This window comes from Mycobacterium sp. pW045, assembly GCF_041287085.1.
GTDB classification, from domain to species: Bacteria; Actinomycetota; Actinomycetes; order Mycobacteriales; family Mycobacteriaceae; genus Mycobacterium; species Mycobacterium algericum_A.
Genome location: NZ_JBGGKU010000012.1, coordinates 123,362 through 145,874, shown reverse-complemented (window position 1 = coordinate 145,874; position 22,513 = coordinate 123,362). Strand labels below are relative to the sequence as shown.

Annotated in this window: 10 protein-coding genes; 2 read left to right on the top strand and 8 right to left on the bottom strand. The window is 72.5% G+C overall.

The features are described from left to right. Positions 1 to 24: 24 nt before the first annotated feature. The 4 genes from ACAG20_RS18725 to ACAG20_RS18710 form a co-directional block, all read right to left on the bottom strand. Positions 25 to 360, bottom strand: a complete 336-nt coding sequence (locus tag ACAG20_RS18725; RefSeq protein WP_370493645.1) for a type II toxin-antitoxin system PemK/MazF family toxin — start codon at positions 358 to 360, stop codon at positions 25 to 27. After that, complete coding sequence (locus ACAG20_RS18720) at positions 357 to 611, bottom strand: antitoxin (protein ID WP_370493644.1); 255 nt, start codon at positions 609 to 611, stop codon at positions 357 to 359. The genes ACAG20_RS18725 and ACAG20_RS18720 overlap by 4 nt, the downstream gene beginning before the upstream one ends. A gap of 157 nt (positions 612 to 768) precedes the next feature. Further along, positions 769 to 972, bottom strand: coding sequence for a hypothetical protein (locus tag ACAG20_RS18715; RefSeq protein ID WP_370493643.1), 204 nt, complete (start codon positions 970 to 972; stop codon positions 769 to 771). 13 nt (positions 973 to 985) lie between these two features. Next, the gene (locus tag ACAG20_RS18710) at positions 986 to 2,101 is read right to left on the bottom strand and encodes a mandelate racemase/muconate lactonizing enzyme family protein (RefSeq protein WP_370493642.1); all 1,116 of its coding nucleotides are present in this window, start codon (positions 2,099 to 2,101) and stop codon (positions 986 to 988) included. 35 nt (positions 2,102 to 2,136) lie between these two features. Between ACAG20_RS18710 and ACAG20_RS18705 the strand changes: the two genes are divergently transcribed. Then, a complete protein-coding gene (locus tag ACAG20_RS18705) occupies positions 2,137 to 2,550 on the top strand; it encodes a GtrA family protein (protein WP_370493641.1) in 414 nt (137 codons plus the stop codon). Positions 2,551 to 2,552: 2 nt separating this feature from the next. Here ACAG20_RS18705 and ACAG20_RS18700 read toward each other — a convergent pair whose 3' ends face one another. Both ACAG20_RS18700 and ACAG20_RS18695 read right to left on the bottom strand, forming a co-directional pair. Then, positions 2,553 to 2,936 (bottom strand): type II toxin-antitoxin system VapC family toxin, encoded by a 384-nt coding sequence (locus ACAG20_RS18700; protein WP_370493640.1) that lies wholly within the window; start codon positions 2,934 to 2,936, stop codon positions 2,553 to 2,555. Further along, entirely contained in the window at positions 2,933 to 3,190 is a 258-nt protein-coding gene (locus tag ACAG20_RS18695) for a CopG family transcriptional regulator (protein ID WP_370493639.1), read from the bottom strand. The genes ACAG20_RS18700 and ACAG20_RS18695 overlap by 4 nt, the downstream gene beginning before the upstream one ends. A 93-nt stretch (positions 3,191 to 3,283) precedes the next feature. Between ACAG20_RS18695 and ACAG20_RS18690 the strand changes: the two genes are divergently transcribed. Next, positions 3,284 to 3,496 carry a type II toxin-antitoxin system VapC family toxin gene (locus ACAG20_RS18690; protein ID WP_370493638.1) on the top strand — a complete coding sequence of 71 codons (213 nt, stop codon included), beginning with the start codon at positions 3,284 to 3,286 and terminating at the stop codon, positions 3,494 to 3,496. A gap of 162 nt (positions 3,497 to 3,658) precedes the next feature. Here ACAG20_RS18690 and ACAG20_RS18685 read toward each other — a convergent pair whose 3' ends face one another. Both ACAG20_RS18685 and ACAG20_RS18680 read right to left on the bottom strand, forming a co-directional pair. Next, entirely contained in the window at positions 3,659 to 6,640 is a 2,982-nt protein-coding gene (locus ACAG20_RS18685) for a PE family protein (RefSeq protein WP_370493637.1), read from the bottom strand. A gap of 694 nt (positions 6,641 to 7,334) precedes the next feature. Further along, positions 7,335 to 21,947 (bottom strand): beta strand repeat-containing protein, encoded by a 14,613-nt coding sequence (locus ACAG20_RS18680; RefSeq protein WP_370493636.1) that lies wholly within the window; start codon positions 21,945 to 21,947, stop codon positions 7,335 to 7,337. Positions 21,948 to 22,513 lie beyond the last annotated feature (566 nt).

Genomic DNA, 22,513 nt, shown 5'->3' with positions numbered 1-22,513 from the left:
GACAGCCCATCGAGCGGCTTCGAGTCAGGTGAGAAGGGTGGCCAGCCGCGCGATGACATCAGCGACAATCCGGGGCGGTACGGCTTCGAGTCTTCGGCCGTTGCGTGCCACAAGGTCGAGCGCACGCGGCTGGTCGCAGCGGACGACCCCGGTGGTGCGGGTACCCGCCTCATCCAGCGAAACCGCAAACCCGGCGGTGCGGGCGAAGTTGCCGCCACGGGTGATGGGCAGCACGATCGGAGTGTTGGTCAGGTCGTTGAACGCCTGTGGCGACACAATCAGCACCGGCCGGGTGCCTTGCTGTTCACGGCCAGAGGTCGGATCGAGCGAGACCAGGTAGATATCGCCGCGCCGGATCACAGGATTTCGGTGCCCACCGGATCGGCCGCAAGCCACTCGTCGTCTACGGTCGATGCGGCGGTTGGATCACACTGCGCAAGAAGCTGCTCCAACACATAGTGTGGCCGCGGCTCCGGCTCGACAACGAGACGACCATGGTCGACCGTCAGGCCAACCGTGGCGCCGGCCTGCAATTGCAGAAGGTCCAGCAGGGCCGGCGGAACGGCGAGCATCACTGAACCGCCGACCTTCCGTAGGTTCGTCGTGTGCACGGCAACCCCCTTCCAACCCCTTCCGAAGTTATATAAAAGTATAACTAGATAGTGCTGAAGTTCGATGCTGCCGCAAGACAGCCTTGCCTGCGACGCCCCGGGCCGGCAAGTCACCTTCGGCGCCGTTTATCCATGCGGTCGCCGGACGGTGCGCAGGTCAGCACCGGGCTCTCCTCGCCCCAGCGGCGGCCAGGCTCTCCGCGATGCGTACGACCGCGTCGCCATCACCAAGGATTCCCAGGGTCATCGCCATCCCCTCCAGGTCGTCCACGGCCAGCAGGACTGCCTCGGCTCCTCCATCGCGGGTCAGCGTGATGCGCTCCTGTTGTCCACAGGGTTCGTTGATCTGTTTTTCGACCATTGGCCTCGCCGGCTCATTTGTAAGATGCTCGCCGATAGGCGCTGATGACGTCGGGGTCGGGGTCGATGCCCAAGCCCGGCCCCGGCGGCACTGTGATCCGCCCGTCCGTCGGCGCCCATGACTCTGGATAGATCGAGGCCTTCAGATCGAACCAGCGCCACTCGACCATCGCGCCGGCGCCGCCCAGCGCGGCGGCCGCCTGGATCGCGGCGAGCAGGCCCGGCCCGTCATAGAAGGAGTGCGTCATCACCGCCACATCGCGGGCCGCGGCGAGCGCAAAGACCTTGCGCAACTCGGTGATTCCGCCCACCTTGGCCGGGCTGGGCTGCACGAAGTCCACCGCACCGGCGTCCAGGAGTCGCTCGAATTCCATTGTGGTGCCCACGTTCTCGCCGGAGGCAATCGACAGAGCGGTGCTGCGGCGCAGTTCAGCCAGCCCGGCGAAGTTCTCCGGCGGCCACAGCGGCTCCTCCAGAAACAGCAGCCCGACATCACGCAGCTCGGCGGCCAGCCCCTGGGCGTGGGCCAGCGTCCAAGCGCAGCCGGCATCGACGATCAGCGCTATGGCTGGCCCGGCCTCATCACGGGCCGCCTGTATCGCCGGCAGCTGGGATTCGTGCAGCTTGATCGCGGTGAACCCGTCATCGACGACGCGGCGCACCGCGGCGCGGACCCGCTGCGGCTCGGTGTAGCAGGCCAGGCTGGCGTAGCAGGGCATGGTCCGGCCGTCGCCGCCGCCGAGCAGCGTCGCGACCGGTAGCCCGGCGCGCTTGCCGGCGATGTCCCACAGCGCGATGTCGACCGCGGACACCGCATAGGTGATCGCCCCGCCGCGGCCGAACACGTGCAGCTTGCGCTGCACATGATCCATCAGCGCCGCGATGTCGGCGGCGTCGCGGCCCAGGCACAGCGGGGTGACGAGTTCGTCGAGCGCGTGGGCCGCCAGCGCGGTGCCGTAGAGTCCGAACGCCTCACCCCAGCCCACGATGCCGTCGTCGGTGGTGACCTTCACCAGCAACGAGTCCGCGGCCATCAGCTCCTCGCCCCACAGCGCGGCGCCGGGCAGGTCCGGTTTGAGTGGGATGCGCAGCGGGATGGCCTCGATGGCGGCGATCGGCGAGCCGGGCATCTGTTCAGCCTAGGACGGGCGTTTAAGCTTCCCGGGTGGCCGAGACGACGCAGCCCACTCATCTGGACCTGTCCACCCAGGTGTGGCGCTTCCTGATCACCGGGGCGCTGTCGGCGGTGGTGGACTTCGGACTGTATCTGCTGCTGTATCTGGGCGCCGGGCTCGGCGTCGACCTGGCCAAGGCGTGCAGCTTCGTGGCCGGCACCATCACCGCGTATCTGATCAACCGGCGCTGGACATTCCAGTCCTCGGCGCACACCGGGCGTTTCATCGCGGTGATGGTGTTGTACGCGTTGACGTTTGCGGTGCAGGTGGGGATCAACCATCTGGTGCTGGAGCTGCTGGACTATCAGCGGTGGGCGCTGCCGGTGGCGTTCGTGATCGCGCAGGGCACCGCAACCGTCATCAACTTCATCGTGCAGCGCACGGTGATCTTCCGGGTGCGCTGAACTCAGCCGAGCGCGAACGGCGGTTCCAGGCCGGGGAACATCGGAAAGTGCCGCGTGTTCAGGGTCACCAGCTGCAGGCCGTTGACATCGGCGGTCGCCGCAATCAGGTAGTCCCCCAGCCCGATACCGCCGTGGCTGCGGCGGTAGCGGCGCATCAACTCGCCGGCGCGACGTCCCACCAGCTCGGTTGCGCTTTCGATGCGAAACGCCGACAGCAACCGCCACACGGCCTGCCGCTCCGCAGACCGCATACCGCCCACCACCTCGGCGACGGTGACCACGCTGATCGCCATCGGGCCGTCGTGTCGCGACCGGATCAACCAGTCGCGGGCCGTCGGATGCCCGCGCAGATGCGCGATCAGCACATCGGAGTCGACGAGGATCACTGCATGTGATCCCAGATCTCCGCGAGATGCTCTTCGCGTTCGCCGGGGTCGCGGGAGGGGGCTTCAACGTCGCGCAGGGCCCCGAAGGAACTCTCGATCGCGGACACATCCGCGCTGACGGTGCGGTCAACCCCGGCGAGGGCGCGGTCGACGAACCGCCGGATCAATTCTGCACGCGAGACGCCTTCTTGTTTGGCCAGCAGATCAAGGCTCGCGGTCTGATCCTCATCAAGGTAGATGTTGGTTCTCCGCATACACCACAATATACATCGGGTCGTTGAGGACTTGGCCGACTCGGTGAATTCGCTGCAGGATTCGGCCGCACCGACGATCCGATCGTTGTCAGCATGCGTGAACGCCACACCCTCGTCCCGGTCGATGCTGAGATCGCCTTGACGTACGCGAGGGTCACCCGGGAGTTACGCCGCCGCGGAGAACGGATCGGCAGCAACGACCTGTGGATCGGCTGCACCAGCCTGCAACTCGGAATCCCGGTCCTGACAGCCAATTCCGCGGATTTCCGCCGCATCGACGGACTCGGCGTCGTCTCCTATCGCTAGGACTGGCTGCAGTCGTTGCACCGTCGGTCAGGGCCACGACAGCGCCGATGTTGACGCTCGACACTGATCCTTCCGGGTGCACTGAAACGCCAATGGTCCCCTGCACCCCTCGTGCAGGGGACCATCGGCGTCAGGGTCGCGAGGCCCGTCGGTGAACCGGGACTAGGGGCTGGTCGCGCCGCCGGTGGTACCCGGTTCGCCATTGGGGCCGGCGGCGCCGGGATCACCGGACGCGCCCTTGGGCCCGTTGGGCGTTCCGGTGCCCCCCTGGCCGCCGGAGACGCTGCCGGCACGCGATCCACCGGTCCCTGCCGCACCACCGGTACCGTCCGCGCCACCGCCCGCACCGGTTCCGCCGTCGCCGCCGTCGCCGCCGTCGCCGCCGATACCGCTCGGGCCGCCGGCTCCGCCCTTGGCGCCGGGACCGGCGGCGTTGGAGCCGCCCTCACCGCCGACACCGCCGGCGCCGGCCTTGCCGCCGGTACCGCCGCCCCCACCGGCACCGCCCTTGCCGCTGCCCAGTGCCGAGCCGCCCTGGCCGCCATCACCGCCGCTTCCGCCGTTGGCCCCGGCACCACCGGTTTCGCCCGCGGTCGGCGGGGTGGTGGCGTCGCCGTCGTCGCCCGGCACGCCCGTGCCGCCGGCACCGCCGACACCGCCGTTGCCGCCCCGACCTCCGAGGCCACCGTTGCCGGAGACGGTGCCGCCGCTGCCGCCGCTGCCACCGTTACCGCCGGCGCCGCCGGGCGTGCCGGGGTCGCCGGTGTTGGGGTCACCTGCGGTTCCGGGCGCGCCGTTGCCGCCGGCACCGCCCGAACCGCCGTTGCTGTTGTACGTACCGCCGTTGCCGCCGTTGCCGCCGTTGCCGCCGTTGGCACCCGGGGTGGTGGCGTCGAAGCCGCGCCCGCCGGAACCGCCGCCGCCGTTGTTGGCGGTGCGAGGTGCGCCATCGGCACCGGTAGCGCCCTGGTGGGCGCCGCTGCCGCCCGCACCGCCCTGGCCCACCTCGCCGGCATTGCCGGCGTCGCCGCCGTTGCCGCCGTCGGGGTGAGCGGCCGTGCCGGCTGCACCCGTGCCACCGGCGCCGGCACCACCGTTGGTTCCGCCGTAACCGCCGCGGCCACCATCACCGGCGATGCCGGCGTTACCGGTGCCCAGCACCTGGCCGGCCGCACCGCCGTCGCCACCTGTACCGCCGTCACCACCGTTGCCGCCGTTGCCGCCGTGGGCGCCGTTCCCGTCGCCGGTGGCGAAGTCGCCGTTCGCGGCGCTACCCAGCGAGGTGCCGCCCGCACCGCCGCCGCCGGCGTTGCCTCCATCGCCACCGTTGCCGGCGTTTCCGGAGATCGACCCGCCGTTGCCGCCGGCGCCCCCGGCACCGCCGTCGCCGCCGTTCCCGCCGTTCCCGCCGTTGTCACCGCTGTCGGCTTTGAGGCCGGAGCCGCCGTAGCCGCCGTAGCCGCCCTGGCCACCGTCACCACCGTTGCCGACGTTCCCGCCGTCGCCGCCGTCACCGCCCTTGCTGCCGGTCACGCCGCCCACGGTGGAATCGGCCGCGTTGCCGGTCGAGCCACCGCCGTTGCCGCCCTGACCGCCGTTGCCGCTGGCGCCCGGCAACTGGCCATCAGCACCGTTTGCGCCGTGGTTGCCGCCTCCGCTGTCGCCGCCGGCGCCACCCTTGCCGACCGCACCGGCATCCCCGCCGTTCCCGCCGGCGCCGCCGTCACCGCCTTGGCCGACGCTGGCGAACGGCCCGGAGGTGGGGACCCCGCCCAGGCCGCCGTTGCCGCCTTGGCCGCCGTTGCCGCCGGCCCCGCTGTTGCCGCCATCGCCCCCGGCACCGCCTGCGCCGTGCGCACCGGCGTGGGCTCCAAAGGCCTGCGCGGCGCCACCGACACCGCCCGCGCCACCGATGCCGCCGTCGCCGCCGCTACCGCCGGTGCCACCGTTACCGCCGGCCCCGCCGGCCCCACCGTCGGCCGCACCGTTGGTGACCATCAACCCGGAAGATGCCCCGGTGAGGGCGTGCATTCCGCTGACAGCGTGGCCACCGTCGGCGCCGTTGCCGCCGTCGCCCGCCGCACTGCCGTTGCCGCCGTCGGCGCCCGCGCCACCAGCCCCGCCGGCACCACCGTCACCGGCGAACAGTCCGCCGCGTCCGCCCGCGCCACCGGCACCGCCGTTGCCGCCCTGCTGACCGTCGGCGCCGTCGCCGCCGTCGCCGCCCTTGCCGCCGTTGCCCGCGGTCGCGTCCTGGTCGGCGGTGGCGTCGCCACCGGTCCCGCCGTCGCCACCGTCCTGGCCGCCCACCCCGTTGGCACCGTCACCGCCGTTGCCGCCGGTCGCGTCGGCGCCGGGGTCGGTGTCGGTCTGGCTCGCGCCCGGGTCACCGGCGTCGGCCGGCCCGGTGGTGGAGGGGTTGACGCCGTCGGCGCCGATCTTGCCCGCGCCGCCGGCGCCACCGACACCGCCGGTGCCGAACAGGAATCCGCCGTCACCGCCGGCGCCACCATTGCCGCCGTTGCCACCGGCGTCGGCCGCCGCGCCGCCCGCGCCGCCAGTGCCGCCGTTACCGAACAGCCAACCGCCCGTTCCGCCGGCACCGCCGTTGCCGCCATCGACACCCGCGCCGCCGGTGCCGCCGAAGCCGAAGTACCCGGCGTCGCCGCCGGCCAGGCCGTTGCCGTCGGTGTCGACGCCACCCACGGCGCCGTCGCCGAACAGGAAACCGCCGTCATTCAGGTTGCCCAGGCCCAGCCAGCCCAGCATCGAGTCGTTGGTGCCGTCCCAGTCGGCATCGCCGTTGCCGATCAGGCCGCGGCCGAACAGGTCGATCCACGGGTCGTTGATCTGGGCGATCAGGGTCGCGTTGCTTGCATCGCCCAGCCAGCCCTCGAGGTCGGCGTGCAGGTTGGTGAAGACGTCCATCGCGTCGTCGCCGTTGAGGAAACTGATGTCGCCGGCTGCGGTCCCGAAGAGGTCGGTGTTGAGGATGTCGAACAGGTCGTCCAGGTCAGCGTGTGCGGCCGGTGCGGCGACCACCGGGGACATGCCTAACGCCAGGAACGCTGCCGCGGCACTGGTTGCGCCGAACACCCGGCGGGACTTCTGGTTGCGCGAATGCCGCGATTTGCGAGCTGACATGGTGGGTTCCCCTCAGATAGTTGACGTAGGTGGTGAAGTTCTCGGGATCAGGACCGGCAGCCGCCGTTGCCGCCGGCGCGGGTGCGGAACCCGTCGAGGTCGCGCAGGAAGTCGTCGGTCAGGTCGCCGGGGCGGCGGGAGCCAACGTGGCCATGCCGAACGCGAAGATGCCGGTCATCCGGTTGCTACGACGGGCTATGGATCGGTTTTGCCCACGGTGCGGCACAGTTACCCCCCAACTAAGACGGTATGAACCGTCGCTCACTTCAGCCTTACGTTAATATCTGTTCCCGCTCAGTCAACAGTGGGCGAAAATAACGGGCGATCATCCGGAAAATCTGGAATAACCCGGACTTGCGTTGCCTGAGCCGGAGTAACCGCGACTTTGATGCACTAAATACCGGCCGTCAGCAGGGCTGCTTCGCTCCATCACGCGGGAGCCCGTCCGAGGCCGCGAGAACCTGAGGTAGTCGGATACCCGACCAGCAGGGTAAAAATTATCAGGCTTTACTTATGTCAACGGTCCGGTCCACCGGCTGGTCAGAGCTCCGTAGCAGTTGCCATCGACTCGGAGTTAAACCACCTTCTCCTCCAGAGGACTCACACCTTCTAGCGAATGCCCATGCTGGGCGTACAACACCTCGGCCCGGTCATGAGACCGGGCCGAGGCGTAGTGTTGGTGGAGCGGGATTGGCTACGGCGCGTTCGTGCCGTTGTCCAGCGTGATCTCCTTATTGCTGGTGTGCACCCCGGAGCCGCTGATGATGTCGGCGGATCCACCCCGGCCCGACGGTCCACTGTTGTCGACACCGGTGCCGTCGCCGCCGTTGCCTGCGGTCGCCGAACCGTTGGTCCACGAGCTGCCCGTGGGGTTATTACCGCTGTTGTTCGCACCGACGTGGACGTAGCCGCCATCACCGCCGACGCCACCAGCTCCGATCCCCTTGCCTCCCGTGCCGCCCACAGCAGTCACGTCGGTGGCCTTGGCGTTCTCGCCCAACGCGGTGATCTGGGTCGGCGCGGTGTAGCTGATGTTGCCGCCCTGACCACCGTCGATGCCGGCACCGCCGGTACCGCCGGTGGCGGTTCCGCTGGCCTCGGCATTCAGGCCGGTAGCACCGATACTTCCGATGCTGCCGTTGCCGCCGACCGAGCCGGCGCCCGATGCGGCACCGCCGTCGCCACCGGTCGAGGTGCCGTGAGCCAACCCGCTTTCGCCTGTGACGTAGGGGCGGCCAGCCCAGATGTTGCCGTTGCCGGCCATACCGCCCTGGGCTCCGAGCCCGTCAGCGGCACCTCCGGCTCCGCCGGTTGCGACACCGTAGGCGGTGGCACCGTTTTCGGCTTCGAGCAAGGCGTTGCCGCCGGTCCCGCCGGTGCCGCCGTTGGCACCGGCGCCACCGGCGCCACCGGTCACCGTGCTTGCGGCACCGCCATTGTCGGCGTTAGCGGTGACTTGGCCGCCGTCGAAGACATCGACCTTGCCGGCACCACCAGCCCCGCCAGCGCCGCCATCGGTGCCAGTTCCACCGTTGCCGCCACCGACGTTGACCCCGGTGGCCGTGCCACCACTGGTCGCACTGATGGTGGCCGCGCCACCGGCACCACCGGTGCCGGTGCCGATCGCGTTGCCGCCTGTGCCACCGGTCGCGTCGCTATCAGTGACCTGCCCGGTCGCATCTCCGATGATGGTGCCGGTGCCACCGGCCCCGCCGGTGCCGCCGGCCGCGGTGCCGTCACCGTCACCGCCCTCACCGCCGGCACCACCGGTCGCGGTGCTGCCCTCAGCGTTGGCATGGAACATGTAGCCGGCGCCGCCCTCACCACCGTCACCACCACCGTGGCCGGCTCCGTCACCGCCGTCACCACCGTCGCCGCCTTCGCCGCCAACGGCTGTGCCGCCCTCTTCAGCGCCCTTGACGCTGGCCAGACCACCGATGCCGCCGTTACCGCCGACTGCACCGTTGGTACCACCGGCACCGCCGTCGCCGCCGTTGCCACCGGTCGCGGCGCCGTCGGTCGTGATCGAGCCGTAGCCCTGGACCAGACCCTGACCGCCGTCACCACCGTTACCGCCGACGGTGCCGTCGGTGCCGGCCTCTCCGGTGTTGCCGCCGTTGCCGCCCTGGCCGGTGCCGGTAGCGGACCCACTGCTGCCGGAGCCGCTGGCTTGCACCCAGCCCATGCCGCCGTTACCGGCGGTGCCGCCGTCGGCGTTACCGCCGTTGCCACCGATTCCCGTGCCGGAGGCAACGGAGCCGGGGGCCTCGGTGGACAGGTGGCCTTGACCACCGTTGCCGCCGTGGCCGCCGTTGATGGCGGTACCGCCGGTGCCGCCGGTGGCCGTGCCGGTCACCGTGCCGGTGCCGGTGCCGTAGGTGCCGATGTTCCCGTCACCGCCCTTGCCGCCAACGCTGCCCACACCCGATCCCTCGCCGCCGTTGCCGGCGTGGGCGATGGTGTCGGTGTCACCGGCAGTGCTGCCCGCCGCGAGGGAGTGGGTCAGCAGGATGCCCTGACCGCCGTCACCTCCGGTGCCGCCGTCGACACCCGCACCACCGTTGCCGGCGATCGCGGTGCCCGCCACGTGGCTGTCGGTGGCCAGCGCGCCAAGCCAGGCCTGCCCGCCGTCGCCACCGATGCTGTGCTCGTCGGTGCCGGTACCGCCGTTGCCGCCGACCGCCTTACCGGTCGCGGTGCTGTCGATTCCGGTTGCCTGGACGACGCTCTTGCCGCCCGTACCACCGGCGCCGCCGTCGACACCGTTACCCCCGGTGCCACCGTTCGCGGTGGCGCCGGTGACCTGGCCTCCGTTGGTCGCGAGGATCTCGGCTGCGCCACCGGTACCGCCGGTGCCGCCGTTGGCGTCACCGACCCCGGCGTTGCCGCCGGTGGCGTGGCTGTCGGTGATGAGGCTGCCCGCGCCGGTGGCGGTCAGGCTGGCCGCACCACCGGCAGCGGTGTCGCTGGCATTACCGCCGGTGACCGTGCTGTTGCTGATGGCGCCACCACCGCTGATGTTCGCCGTGGCCGCTCCGCCGGCGAAGTTCGCGGAGTTCTCACCGCTGGTGATGGTGGTGTTGGTGATGCTGCTTCCGGCACCGCTGACGATCAGCGAGTTGTCGGCACCCGCACCGCCGTTGGCGCCGTTGGGCCCACCGTTAATACCGTTGCCGCCGATCACGTGGCCATCATGGATCTCGCCATTGTCGAGGGCGGACATGGTCGCGGTACCGCCCTGGCCGCCGTTGCCGCCGTCGCCGGTGCTCGAGCCTGCACCACCGTTCCCGCCATTGCCGCCGGTCGCGGTGCTGCTGGAGTCAATGGTGCCGCCAGTGCTGGTGGTGATGGTGGCACTGCCGCCGGCGCCACCCTTGCCGCCGTCGTAGCTGTCACCGCCGGCGCCGCCGTCACCGCCGTTGCCGCCGGTCGCCACACCGGTGTTGGGATTGGCGTTGGCGATAGCCCCGTCGCCGCCGGCACCGCCGCGGCCGCCGTTGGTACCGCCTTCACCGCCTTCACCGCCGGCGCCGCCGTTACCCGAGTTGCCCGCAGTGTCGCCGCCGATACCGCCGTCGCCGCCATCGCCGCCATCGCTGCCGATTCCGTCACCGCCCGCGCCGCCGTTGCCGCCGACGCCGCCGGAATTCACGACGCCGGTCGAAGTCTGGCCGCCCGACATCCAGAAGGTGCTGTTTCCACCGTCGCCGCCGTTGCCGCCATTTGCGCCGTTCGTGCCGTCGGCACCGCCGTCGCCGCCGTTGCCGCCGGCCGAGGAAGCGTTGGTGATCTGGGTTCCGGCCGCACCCGTCGGGTCATAGGCCTGAATCCATCCCGCGCCGCCGTTGCCGCCGTCGCCACCGAGTCCCTTGCCGCCGTCACCGGAGCTGGCAACCCCGCCGGTGATGCTCCCGTTGAGAGCAGCGACGTTGGTGAAGCCACCGTTGCCGCCGGTTGCGCCTGCGACGCTGGCGTCGCCACCAGCGCCACCGGTGGCCTGGGCGTCGGCAACACCGGTGGGCCCGGAGGCCAACACCAGCGCAGCGCCGCCGTCACCGCCGTGGCCCCCGTTGGTGCCGGTGCCGCCTGAACCAGCAGTAGCGCTGCCGCTCACAGCTCCGCCCGTGGTGGGGGTACTGCTGGAGAAGCCGCTCTGCAACTCGGCCCAGGCGCCGTTTCCGCCGGTGCTGTTGGCGCCGATGCCATTACCGCCGTTGCCGCCGGTCGCGGTGCCGGTGACGGTGCCGCCGGTGGCGGTGACGCTGGCGTTACCACCAACACCGCCCTTGCCACCATCGGTGCCCGAACCACCGTTGCCACCGGTCGCGTGACCATCATCGACCTTGCCACCCGCCGTAGCAGTCACGGTGGCCGTGCCTCCGGCAGCATCGGTTCCGCCGTTACCACCGGTGGCGCTGCTGTCCTTGACGCTGCTGTCCGCCCCGACGGTCATGGTGGCGCTACCGCCGGCGCCATTGCCTCCGCCGTCACCGCCGTCCACCGTGGAACCGGAGACCGTGCCGCCGGTGACGGTGAGGTTGGCCGCACCACCCTTTCCGGTGCCCGTGCCGGCGTTACCGCCGGTGAGGTGGGTGTCGGTGACGCTGCCACCACCGCTGACCGTCAGGCTGCCCGAACCACCAAGAGTGGTGTCAGTGCTCTGGCCCGCAGTCACGGAGCTATCGACCACAGACCCGCCGTCGGTGGTGATGCGCGCGCCGGGGCCCTGCTGGGTACCGGCACTGTCACCACCGGTGACGTGGCTGTTGGTGATGGTGTCCCCATCGCCCTTGGCCACGATGACGGTATCCGAAGCCACCCGGCCGTTGGCGCCGACAGAACCGGCTCCGCCGTCACCACCGGTGGCAGTGCTGCCCGAGACGGTCGAGCCCTTACCCAGGGCCTGGATGTAGGTGTAGCCGCCTTGACCACCTGTGGCCCCTGCGCCGGTGGCGTCACCGCCGGTACCGGCGGTCGCGGTGCCGTTAGCCGTGGCATCCTCGTTCAGCGCCGCGACCTGGCCGCTGAAGCCGTTACCGCCCGTGCCGCCGTCGTAACCGTTACCGCCGTTACCGCCGTGGCCGGCTCCGCTGGCCTCGGCGCCGGCTCCGCGGGCGACGACACTGCCGCCGCCACCGTTTCCGCCCTTACCGGCCGCGGTCGCATCACCGCCGTTGCCTCCGTGACCGCCGGTCGCAACACCGTGAGCAGTGCCACCGGTACCCGACCAGGCCCCTTCGATGTTGGCGCTGCCACCGTTGCCGCCCGTGCTGCCGACACCGGTGCCCACACCACCGTTACCGGCGGTGGACTGCCCGTACGCGGTCCCGTCCTGACCAGCAGTGACCTGCGCGTAACTGCCGGTGCCGCCAGTGCCACCGCCGACACCCGCACCACCATCACCGCCCTGGGCGATCGTGGCATTGCCGTTGTCGTCGAGCACCGTGCCGCCATTGGTGACAAAGGTGTAGCCCGCGCCACCGGCACCGCCGTGCCCACCGTTCTCACCCGCACCGCCATCACCACCGACGGCCTGCGCCAGACTCGAGTCACCGGCAACACCGATCGTGCCGTCCGACGCCCGCACAATCGCCACACCACCGTCACCGCCGGTGCCACCGGTACCGTCCGCGGCCCCGCCGTCACCACCAGTGGCCGTACCCGAGGTCTGCTCACCGGCACCCACGATCTGCCCGGCATCATTCCTGCCGGCATCGACGAAGGCCGCACCACCGGCACCACCCTTGCCACCGTCGGCACCCGCACCACCATCACCGCCCTGGGCACTGCCCTCGGTAGTGGACAAGGCGCCATACGCCCCAACCGTCGCGGCACCACCAGCACCACCAGTGCCGCCGGTGCTGCCCGCGCCGCCCTCACCACCAAGCGCATGACCATCGGTGACCGCGCCGCCGTCAGCCGCGATCACAGCGGCCGCACCACCGGCACCACCCTTGCCACCATTGGCGTCGCCGGTACCGGCGTTACCGCCGGTTGCCGAACCGGTGTCGATGCTGCTACCTGCGCCATCGGCGGTGACGCTGGCCGCACCACCGGACCCGCCGACGCTACTGTTGCCGCCCAGCGCGGAACTGTCGGCGATCTGGCCACCGTCGGTGGCCGCGACGTTGGCGCTGCCACCCTTGTGCCCGGCCGCGGACTCACCGGCCTTCGCGGTGCTGTCGATAACGGTGCTGTTCTGCCCGTCGGCGCTTACTGTCGCGCCGCTACCGGCGGTGGCACTCACGCCGTCACCGGCGTCGGCCGTGCTGCCGGTGACCTGTCCACCGTTGGTGGCGGTCAGGCTGCCTGCACCACCCGCGCCGGCGGCCAGGTTGGCACCGTCACCGGCGTTGGCTCCACCGCTGGCGATGCTGTTCTGACCATCCGCCGAGATGGAGGCGTTACCACCGAGACCGCCGAGGCCGGCGCTGCTGCTGGCACCGCCATCACCACCGACCGCACCGTCGCCGATGCCGGTGGCCTGGCCACCATTGGTAGCGCTGATCGTGGCCGTGCCGCCGTTGCGGCCGGTGGCGCCGTCACCGGCACCGCCGTCACCACCGCTGGCGGTACCGCCAGCCTGGCTGTCGGCGCCGTCCGCGGTGACGTTGGCCGCCGCACCCGAACCGCCCTTACCACCGTTCTCGCCGGTCCCGCCGTTACCGGCCAGGGCATTCGCGCCGTCGACCTTACCGCCGTTGGTGGCGCCGATACCGGCATTGCCGCCGACACCACCGGTGCCGCCGTTGCTGCTGGCCCCGGCGTCGCCGCCCTGCGCGGTGCTGTCGTTGACACTGCTGCCCGCACCGGCGGTGATCGAGGACCAACCGCCGTGGACGCCGGCCGAGCCCGCCCCACCGATGGCGTGGCTGTCGGTGATCGTGCCACCGTCAGCCGTGACCTGGGTGTAGGCACCCACACTGCCAGCGCCGCCCACCGCGGACGTACCTAAGATTTCACCGCCGTGAACGGCCGAGATCATCGCCTGCCCGCCGCCGAAATTGTCGACTGCGTTACCGCCGGCGGCGGTGGTCTCGGTGATCGTGCCGGCGCTGGTCGCGTCATTGCGGTCACCGGCGGCGATCTGCCCCTGGCCACCGTTGGCACCGTTGACGCCGTTGCTGCCGACCCCGCCGTTACCACCGGTAGCTTCGCTGTCGGTGACACTGTTGCCGTTGCCGGCCGCCTGCAGCGAGCCGCGCCCGCCGGTACCGCCGAGTGCGTCGTTGCCCGCGCCGCCGTTGCCACCGGTCGCGGTGCCATCGGCTTCGCTGTTTACTCCGAGCGCGATGACGTTGCCGCCACCGCCGAGACCACCCTGACCCGCAGCCCCGCTGCCGGCACCGCCGTCGCCTCCGTGACCCGTTCCGGTCGCGGTAGCACCGTCGTTCCAAGCGTTGACCGAGCCGACACTGCCGTCGCCACCGGAGCCGCCATCGGAGCCGGCCCCGCCGTTACCGCCGATGGCGGTGCCGACGGCGCTAGCGCCGTCACCGTGGCTGACGATGCTGCCGATACCACCAGTGCCACCGGTGCCTCCGGTGGTGGCGTCACCGCCGAGACCGCCTTGTGCGGTGCCGCCGGCGTGGCCGCCCGCGGCGCCCTTGGCGAAGTAGCCGTCGTCGAAGGAGCCCTTGATCTCAGCGTCGCCGCCGGTGCCACCGGTACTGCCGGCGCCGTCGCCGGTACCGCCCTTACCTGCGGTGGCATCGCCGGTGGCGGTGCCGTTCTCGCCGGCCGCGATCTCGGCGGCACCACCGGTACCGCCGGTGCCGTCGTTGACACCAGTACCACCCTCACCGCCGAGCGCGTGACCATCAGTGACCACACCGCCGTCGGTGGCGGTGACGCTCGCCGCGCCACCGGCACCACCGGCGCCGCCGTCAACACCGGTTCCGGCGCCACCAGCTTCGGCGGTGCTGTTGACGATGATCCCGCCGTCGGTCGCGATCACCGAACCGCTGCTGCCGTCCGCACCGGCCGCACCGCCTGCCGCCCCATCGCCGGCGGCGCCGCCGGTCGCGTGGCCACCGCTGATAGAGCTTCCGGTGCCGTCGGCGAGCACGAGCGCGCCACCACCGGTGCCGCCGCTACCACCGGCCGCGGTCGTGGTGCCGGCACCGCCGTCGCCGCCTGCACCACCGGCAGCCGTGCCGGTGGCCACCCCGCCGTTAGTGCCCGCAACGCGCGCACCGCCACCGCCGCCGCCACCGGCGCCGCCGTGGCCCGGGCCGCTGCTGTCAGCCATCGCGCCGGCACCACCGTCGCCACCTAGGCCCGCGGTCGCACCCTTACCGACGGCGTAACCCTTGCCGCCGGCGCCACCGTTGCCGCCGTTTCCTGCGGTGCCGGTGGTGCCACCACCGCCGCCGGAGCCGCCGGTACCACCGGTGCCACCGTTCTGCGCGAACTCTCCGCCAATGACGCCGGTGCCGGCTCCGCCCTTACCGCCGACCCCGCCGTTGCCGCCGACGCCGCCGACAGCGTCGGCTCCACCGCCTTCGCCGGCCTCGCCACCATCGCCGCCGTCGCCACCATTACCTGCGGTGGCTCCGGTGCCGCCGCTGAAGCCGACACCGCCGTTGCCGCCGACACCGCCGTTGCCGCCGACACCGCTGCCGGCACGGGTGGTCCCGTCGCCATTCAGGCCGCCGACACCCCCGGTACCACCGGCACCACCGGCGCCGCCGCTGCCACCGTCGGGGTTAGCAGCGGTGCCAGCTCCACCGTTGCCGCCGGCACCGCCGATGCCACCTTCATAGCCGACGCCGCCGTTGCCGTTGGCCCCGCCATCGGTGCCGCGGCCGGCGTCGCCGCCATTACCACCGTTTCCGGCCTTACCGCCGGCGGCACCGTCGGCGCCGCCAGTGCCGTTGCCGCCCCTACCGCCGTTGCCGGCGAAACCACCCCGGCCACCGTCACCGCCGGCGCCGCCGTTCTGCCCGCCGATGCCAGCGCCGCCGTCACCGCCCTCACCGCCGTTACCGCCGTTACCGCCGTCTTGGCCGGCGGTCGGGTTGGCGCCGTTCTGCCCGCCGGCGGCACCGCTTGAGCCGCCGCCGTAGCCGCCATCGCCGCCGCGACCACCCGTGCCGTGGGTGCCGTCCGCACCGCCATCGACGCCCTTGCCGGCTTCGCCCGCTGCACCACCGGTGCCGCCGCGACCACCATCAGCGCCGTCGGCGCCGTTAAGACCGCGGCCGCCGAAGCCACCGTCACCACCACGGCCACCGCCGCCGCCGTTACCACCGGACCCACCGTTTTGACCGTTGACGCCGGCACCACCGGCACCACCGGCACCACCAGCACCACCAGAGAGGCCCTGGCCGCCATCGGTCGGGGCAGACCCGCTGGCCCCTGAATTGGCCCCGTAGACGCCGTGGTCGCCTTCGCCACCGGTGCCGCCATTACCGCCATTACCGCCGTGGCCGTCGACACCTGCCGTGCCACCATCGACCGCAGCACCACCGGCACCGGCCGCGCCGCCGGCGCCACCGTTACCGCCGACTGCCCCTTCGTGACCGTTGGTGCCGTCGCCGCCGGTGCCGCCGTTACCGCCCTGGCCACCGTTGGCGCCCGCACCGCCGGTACCACCGTTCTGGCCACCTTCACCGGCACCACCGGCACCACCCTGACCGGCGGCACCACCGGCACCACCGTTACCGCCGACGCCGGCGGCTCCGTACGCGTCGAGCGCGCCATCAGCGCCCTTGCCGCCGTTGCCACCATTACCGGCGTTGCCGCCGCTCCCGGCGTCACCACCGGCACCACCGACGCTGCCCGAGCCTCCGACACCGCCGGATCCACCGGCGCCGCCGGAGCCACCTGTGCCACCGCCGCCACCGGCGGTGAAGACCGGCGCGGTGCTCACGCGACCCTGCGCGCCCGCGCCGCCATCCGCACCCTGGCCACCGTTACCGCCGTCACCGGCATCACCACCCACACCGGTCGTACCAGCGGTGCCGTTGGTGGCACTACCGCCGACGCCGCCGTTGCCGCCGGCACCGCCATGGCCGCCGGCACCACCGGAGCCGCCGTCCTGGCCGTCGCTGTCCGGGCCGCCACGCACGGTGTCTTCACCGGCGACACCATTACCGCCGTCACCGCCGCGGGCGCCGGCGCCACCGGCACCACCCTGACCGCCGTCACCGGAGATGGCACCGCCCTTACCGCCGGCACCACCGTTACCACCGGCGCCACCGGCCTGGCCCGCCGTCCCCGAGTCACCGGCGCCGACGCCGTCATCACCGCGGGCACCGGCCACACCGTCGCCGCCATCACCACCGGCACCACCGTTGCCGATGCTGCCGCCGTCACCACCGGCACCACCGTTGCCCCCGCGGTCACCGGCATTGACGCCGCTGAAGCCGGTACCACCGGCGCCACCGTTACCGGCCGGGCCGGCGATCTCCGCGCCGTCGGTGCCGGCCTTGCCGTCGCTCGAACCGGTGCCCGCGGTACCGGCCTGACCCGCCGAGCCGACCTCGCCACCGTTGCCGCCGTTGCCGCCGTCGACGTGAGCTGCCGTACCCACCGCGCCGTCGCCGCCGTCACCGGCCGTGCCCGCGTCACCGCCGTTGCCGGCGTCACCACCGATACCGGTGGCGCCGTTCGGGCCGCCGCCGGTCGACGTGCCACCGACACCGCCCTGGCCGCCATTACCACCGGATCCACCGGATCCACCGGAACCGCCGGCCTGGCCGTCGCCGTTGCCGGTGGCGAAATCTCCGTCGGCGCCGGTGACACCGTCACCACCGTCACCGCCGTTGCCGGCGTTGCCCCCCGCACCGCCGGTGCCACCGACGTTGCCGGTACCACCAGCGCCGCCGGCACCACCCGAGCCACCCGCAGTGCCGCTTTCACCGCTGTCACCAGCGTTGACACCGGACTTGCCGGTGTAGCCCTCGCCTCCGGTACCACCGGCTCCACCGTCACCACCATCGCCATCGGCGGCACGGGAGTTGTCGACCTCTAGGCCGCCCTTGCCACCGTCACCGCCGGTGCCACCGTTGCCGCCGGTGCCACCGTCGACACCCAGCGAACCGGCTGCGCCCGTGTATCCGGTGCCACCGGTGCCGCCTTCACCGCCGACGCCGGCGGTGCCATTGCTGCCGTTTCCGGCCGGCCCATTGAAGCCCGCACCGCCGATGCCGCCCTTGCCGGCGTTACCACCGGCGCCACCGGCACCGGCGTCATAACCGTCGACGTGCGTGGCGGTGCCATCGGCACCATCGGCACCCCGGCCGCCGGCGCCACCGGAACCACCGGAACCACCGGCGCCGCCGAGACCCTGCTGGCCCTGCGTCGAGCCCGCGCCACCGGCACCGCCGGAACCGCCGTTGCCACCGTTGGTGCCCGACTCACCGGCACCACCGACAGCACCGACACCTGTCCCCTTGGCAGCGTCCGCACCGTCCTGCCCGTCGTAACCCGCACCACCGGCACCACCGTTACCACCGGCGCCGCCGGCGCCGTCGGCGGCGCGCGTGCCACCGGTGGCGTTCAGGCCGCCCTTGCCACCGTCACCGCCGGTGCCACCGTTACCGCCGTTGCCGCCGGCCACACCCAGCGAGCCGGCCGCGCCGCCGTACCCGTCGCCGCCGACCCCACCGTCACCGCCGACACCCGCCGTGCCGTCGCTGCCGTTTCCGGCCTGGCCACCTGCGCCGAGACCACCGATACCGCCCTTACCTGCGTTACCGCCAGCGCCGCCGGCGCCGGCGTCATACCCGTCGACATGGGTCTGCGTGCCATCAGCGCCATCGGCGCCGTTGCCGCCGCGACCGCCGGAACCGCCGGCGCCACCAACGCCACCGGCACCCTGCTGGCCCTGCGTCGAGCCCGTGCCGCCGACGCCGCCGGAACCGCCGTTGCCACCGTTGGTGCCCGACTCGCCGGCCCCGCCGGCAGCACCGACACCTGTCCCCTCGACCGCGTGGATACCGTCCTGACCGGTGTAGCCCTTACCGCCGGCGCCGCCGGCGCCACCGTTGCCACCCGCACCGTCGGCGACCCGCGTGGTGGCGTCGGCGTTGAGGCCGCCCTGGCCACCGTTGCCGCCGGCGCCGCCCGACCCGCCGTTGCCGCCGGCCACACCCGCGGTGTTGCTGTCGGCGCCCTGGTAGCCGCTGCCGCCCTGGCCACCGGCGCCACCGATGCCGCCCTTGCCGTCGGTGCCATCAGCGGCGCGGACACCGTCGCCACTGAGGCCGCCGCTACCGGCCTTACCGGCGTTACCGCCGGCGCCGCCGTTACCACCGGCGGTGCCATCCACATGGGACACAGAGCCATCAGCACCCTTTGCCCCCGCAGCACCGGCCCCGCCGTCGCCACCGTTACCGCCGACGCCACCGGCACCGGCCGAGCCGTCATTGGTGCCCTGCCCACCGACGCCGCCGACGCCGCCGTTACCACCGGCCCCGCCGTTGGCGCCGCTGGCACCCGCGGCAACACCGGCTGCACCGGTGTGGCCGTGACCACCGCGACCACCGGCGCCGCCGTCGCCGCCATCGCCCTGCGCAGCGCGGTTGCCGTCGGTCTCCAAGCCGCCCAGGCCGCCGTCACCGCCGGCGCCACCGGCGCCACCATTGCCGCCGTCGATCCGTCCCGCGGTGCCGTCGACACCGTCGAATCCCTTACCGCCGGCACCACCCTTGCCGCCGACACCGGCCGAGCCGTCGCTGCCAGCGGCCGCGGTGCTTCCGTCGCCGTTGGCCCCGCCGACGCCACCCTTACCGGCGTTGCCGCCGGCACCACCGGTCTGACCCGCCGTCCCGTCGACACGGCTGGCCGTGCCATCAGCACCGGTGGCGCCCGTGGCGCCGTCGCCACCCGAGCCGCCGTTGCCGCCCGCGCCGCCGGCGCCGTGGCTGCCCGCGTTGGTGCCGGTACCGCCGACACCGCCGGCGCCACCGGCACCACCGTTGCCGCCGTGCTCACCGGCTGCCCCCGCGGCGGCCCCGTCCAAGCCTTCGTAGCCGTCGCCGCCCTTACCGCCGGCGCCGCCGTTACCGCCGTCACCGGTGGCCGCACGGCTGTTGTCGGCGTTCAGGCCGCCCAGCCCACCGTTACCGCCGGCGCCACCGGCCTGCCCCGCACCGCCATCCGGGTTCGCCTGGGTGCCGTGGTCGCCGTCGGCGCCGTCCTTGCCGTCACCACCGTTGCCACCGACACCGGCCGTTCCGGAAGCCGCCCGGCTGCCGTCGGCCTGCACACCGCCCACGCCGGCGTCGCCACCGACGCCGCCGTTGCCGCCGGCCGTGCCCGCAGCCGCGTCCAGGTCGGCCGCGGCGTCATATCCGGTGCCGCCGACGCCGCCGTTGCCGCCCTTGCCCGCGACACCGTGGGCGCCGCTGTTGGCGAAGTTTCCGTTACCCGAGGAACCACCGGCACCGCCGACGCCGGCATTGCCGCCGTTGCCGCCGGCCTGCCCGGCGCCACCGTCGGGGTCATCGGCCGTGCCGTCGCTACCGGCGCCACCGTCGGCACCATCGGTGCCGCTACCGCCCTTGCCGCCGACACCGCCGGCACCGTGATTGCCCGCCGTGGATCCGGTGCCACCAACACCGCCGTCGCCACCGGCACCCCCATTGCCACCCGAGACACCTGCCGCGGCGCCGGCTGCCAGCGCGTCATAGCCGGCACCGCCCTTGCCGCCGGCGCCACCATCGCCACCGACACCCTGCAAGGCACGCGTGGTGCCATCCGCCTCCAGACCACCCAGGCCACCGTTGCCGCCGGCACCGCCAGCGCCACCGGCCTGGCCGTTGATGTCGGCACCCGCCTTGCTGTCACCGGGTGCGACACCCGCCTTGCCGACAGCACCGTCCTTGCCGTCACCACCGGCGCCACCGACGCCGGCCGCGCCATCATCGGCCCGGCTGCCATCAGCCTCCAGCCCGCCGCGGCCCGCGTCGCCGCCGGCGCCGCCATTGCCGCCCGCGGTGCCCGCAGCGGCATCGCTGTCGGAGGCCGCGTCGTAGCCCTTGCCGCCGGCACCTCCGCTGCCGCCCTTACCGGCCGTGCCGGCCGTGCCGTCGGCAGCCTGACCGCCGGCGCCCTGGCCGCCCGCACCGGCCTGACCCGCGTTGCCGCCGTCTCCACCGGCGGTGCCGGCAGTGCCGTCGGGGTCCGCGGCCGTGCCGGCGGCGCCATCGGTGCCGTCGAGGCCGTCGCCACCCGCACCGCCGTTGCCGCCGACCCCGCCGGCGCCCTGGGCGCCGGTCGCACCGGTGGCACCCGCCTTGGCGAACCAACCGCCGGCACCACCGGCGCCGGCCTTGCCGGCCTCGCCACCGTCACCGCCGACACCGCCGTTGCCGCCACCGGTGCCGTCGACATCAGCGGCCGTGCCGTCGGCGCCGTCGGCGCCGTCCCCGCCGACACCACCGGCACCACCGTTACCCGCCGCGCCGCCCTTGCCGCCGGCACCGAACAGGTACGAGCCCTTGCCGCCGGCACCACCGTTACCACCGGCGCCACCGTTCTCACCGGCACCGCCATTGCCGCCGAGCCCGGCGACGTTGCCGGCCAAGCCTGCAGCGCCGGCCAACCCGTCACCACCGGCACCGCCGGCGCCAGCCGTGCTGAACAGGCCCCACAGGGCGGCGTCACCACCGATACCACCGGCACCACCGGCGGTACCCAAGGTGACGGCTTCCCCACCGTCGCCGCCCGCACCGCCGTGGCTGAACCAGGCGAACAGGCCGGCAGCACCACCGGCACCACCGTCGCCGCCGTCGAACCCGTCACCGCCGGCACCACCGTTACCGCCGAACAGGCCACCCTGACCACCAGCGCCACCGTCGAATACGCCACCCGTGCCGTCGGCGTCCCAACCGGCACCACCGGTGCCGAAGATCCACCCACCGGCCGCGCCATCCGGGTTCTCGGCGGTGCCATCGGCGCCGTTGCCGAACGGCATCCACCAGTTGATCTCATTCCAGCTGAATGCCGCCGAACCCGGCAGGTCGAAGCTCGCCGCCCCGACACCGCTCAGACCCAGATCCGACAGGATCACATCCCAGACGGCCTGGTCACCCAGGTTGTCGAAGAACGGCGACCAACTGACCGGGTCCAGCACCAACTGCCACGCATCCTGATCAGCCCAGTCGGCGCTCAGGGTAGTCAGCGCATCACCGAGGCCTTCGCCGAACAACTCGATGAGGACGTCATCGAAGTCCGCGTGGGCGGGCGCGGCCGTGACCGGTGCCATGCCGAACGCCAGGAAGGCGCCGACGGCGCTACCGGCGCCGACCATGCGGCTGCTGCGACGCTTGAAGTCACTCCGACGGTGACGAGACATGGGCGTTCCCCTTAACAGAACATATTCACGACATAGTCAGATCTTTGGGAAGTAGGTTAACAGTCATTCTGCGACCGTCAACCCTCGTTCACCGTCACGGAAGTCTGCACTATAAAAGCCCGGGATGGTCCGAATCGACGGATCTTGTCCCGGCTCCAACAGAACCGGCGATTAACAAACGTTTGTCAGTTTCTCAGTAATGAGGCTTATCTACAGCACCTGTTGACCGGCTAAGTGGTTAGCCGCGGGTCGCCGCCGGGACCGTCTGCGGCTGCGTGCGGGTCCTTGAGCCGTCACCGTGGCACCCTGCGGATTCCCTCCTGCCGCGGTACGCCCCATTGCCGGGCATGCCGGGTTGGGGGCACCGTTGCTGCCGGCGGTATCTGCGGGCGTGCGGGGTTGGGGCATGAGCGCGCCGGCGGACGCTCCCGGTGGAACCGAATGCTGGCGGAACGCGAGTGACGCCGGGCGGAGCGACCGTCAGCCCCAGCAGGGGTTAAAGCGGTCGAGACAGACCAACGCGGTCGCCTCCGGAACGAGGCGACCGCGTTGGTTTCACGGTGGTG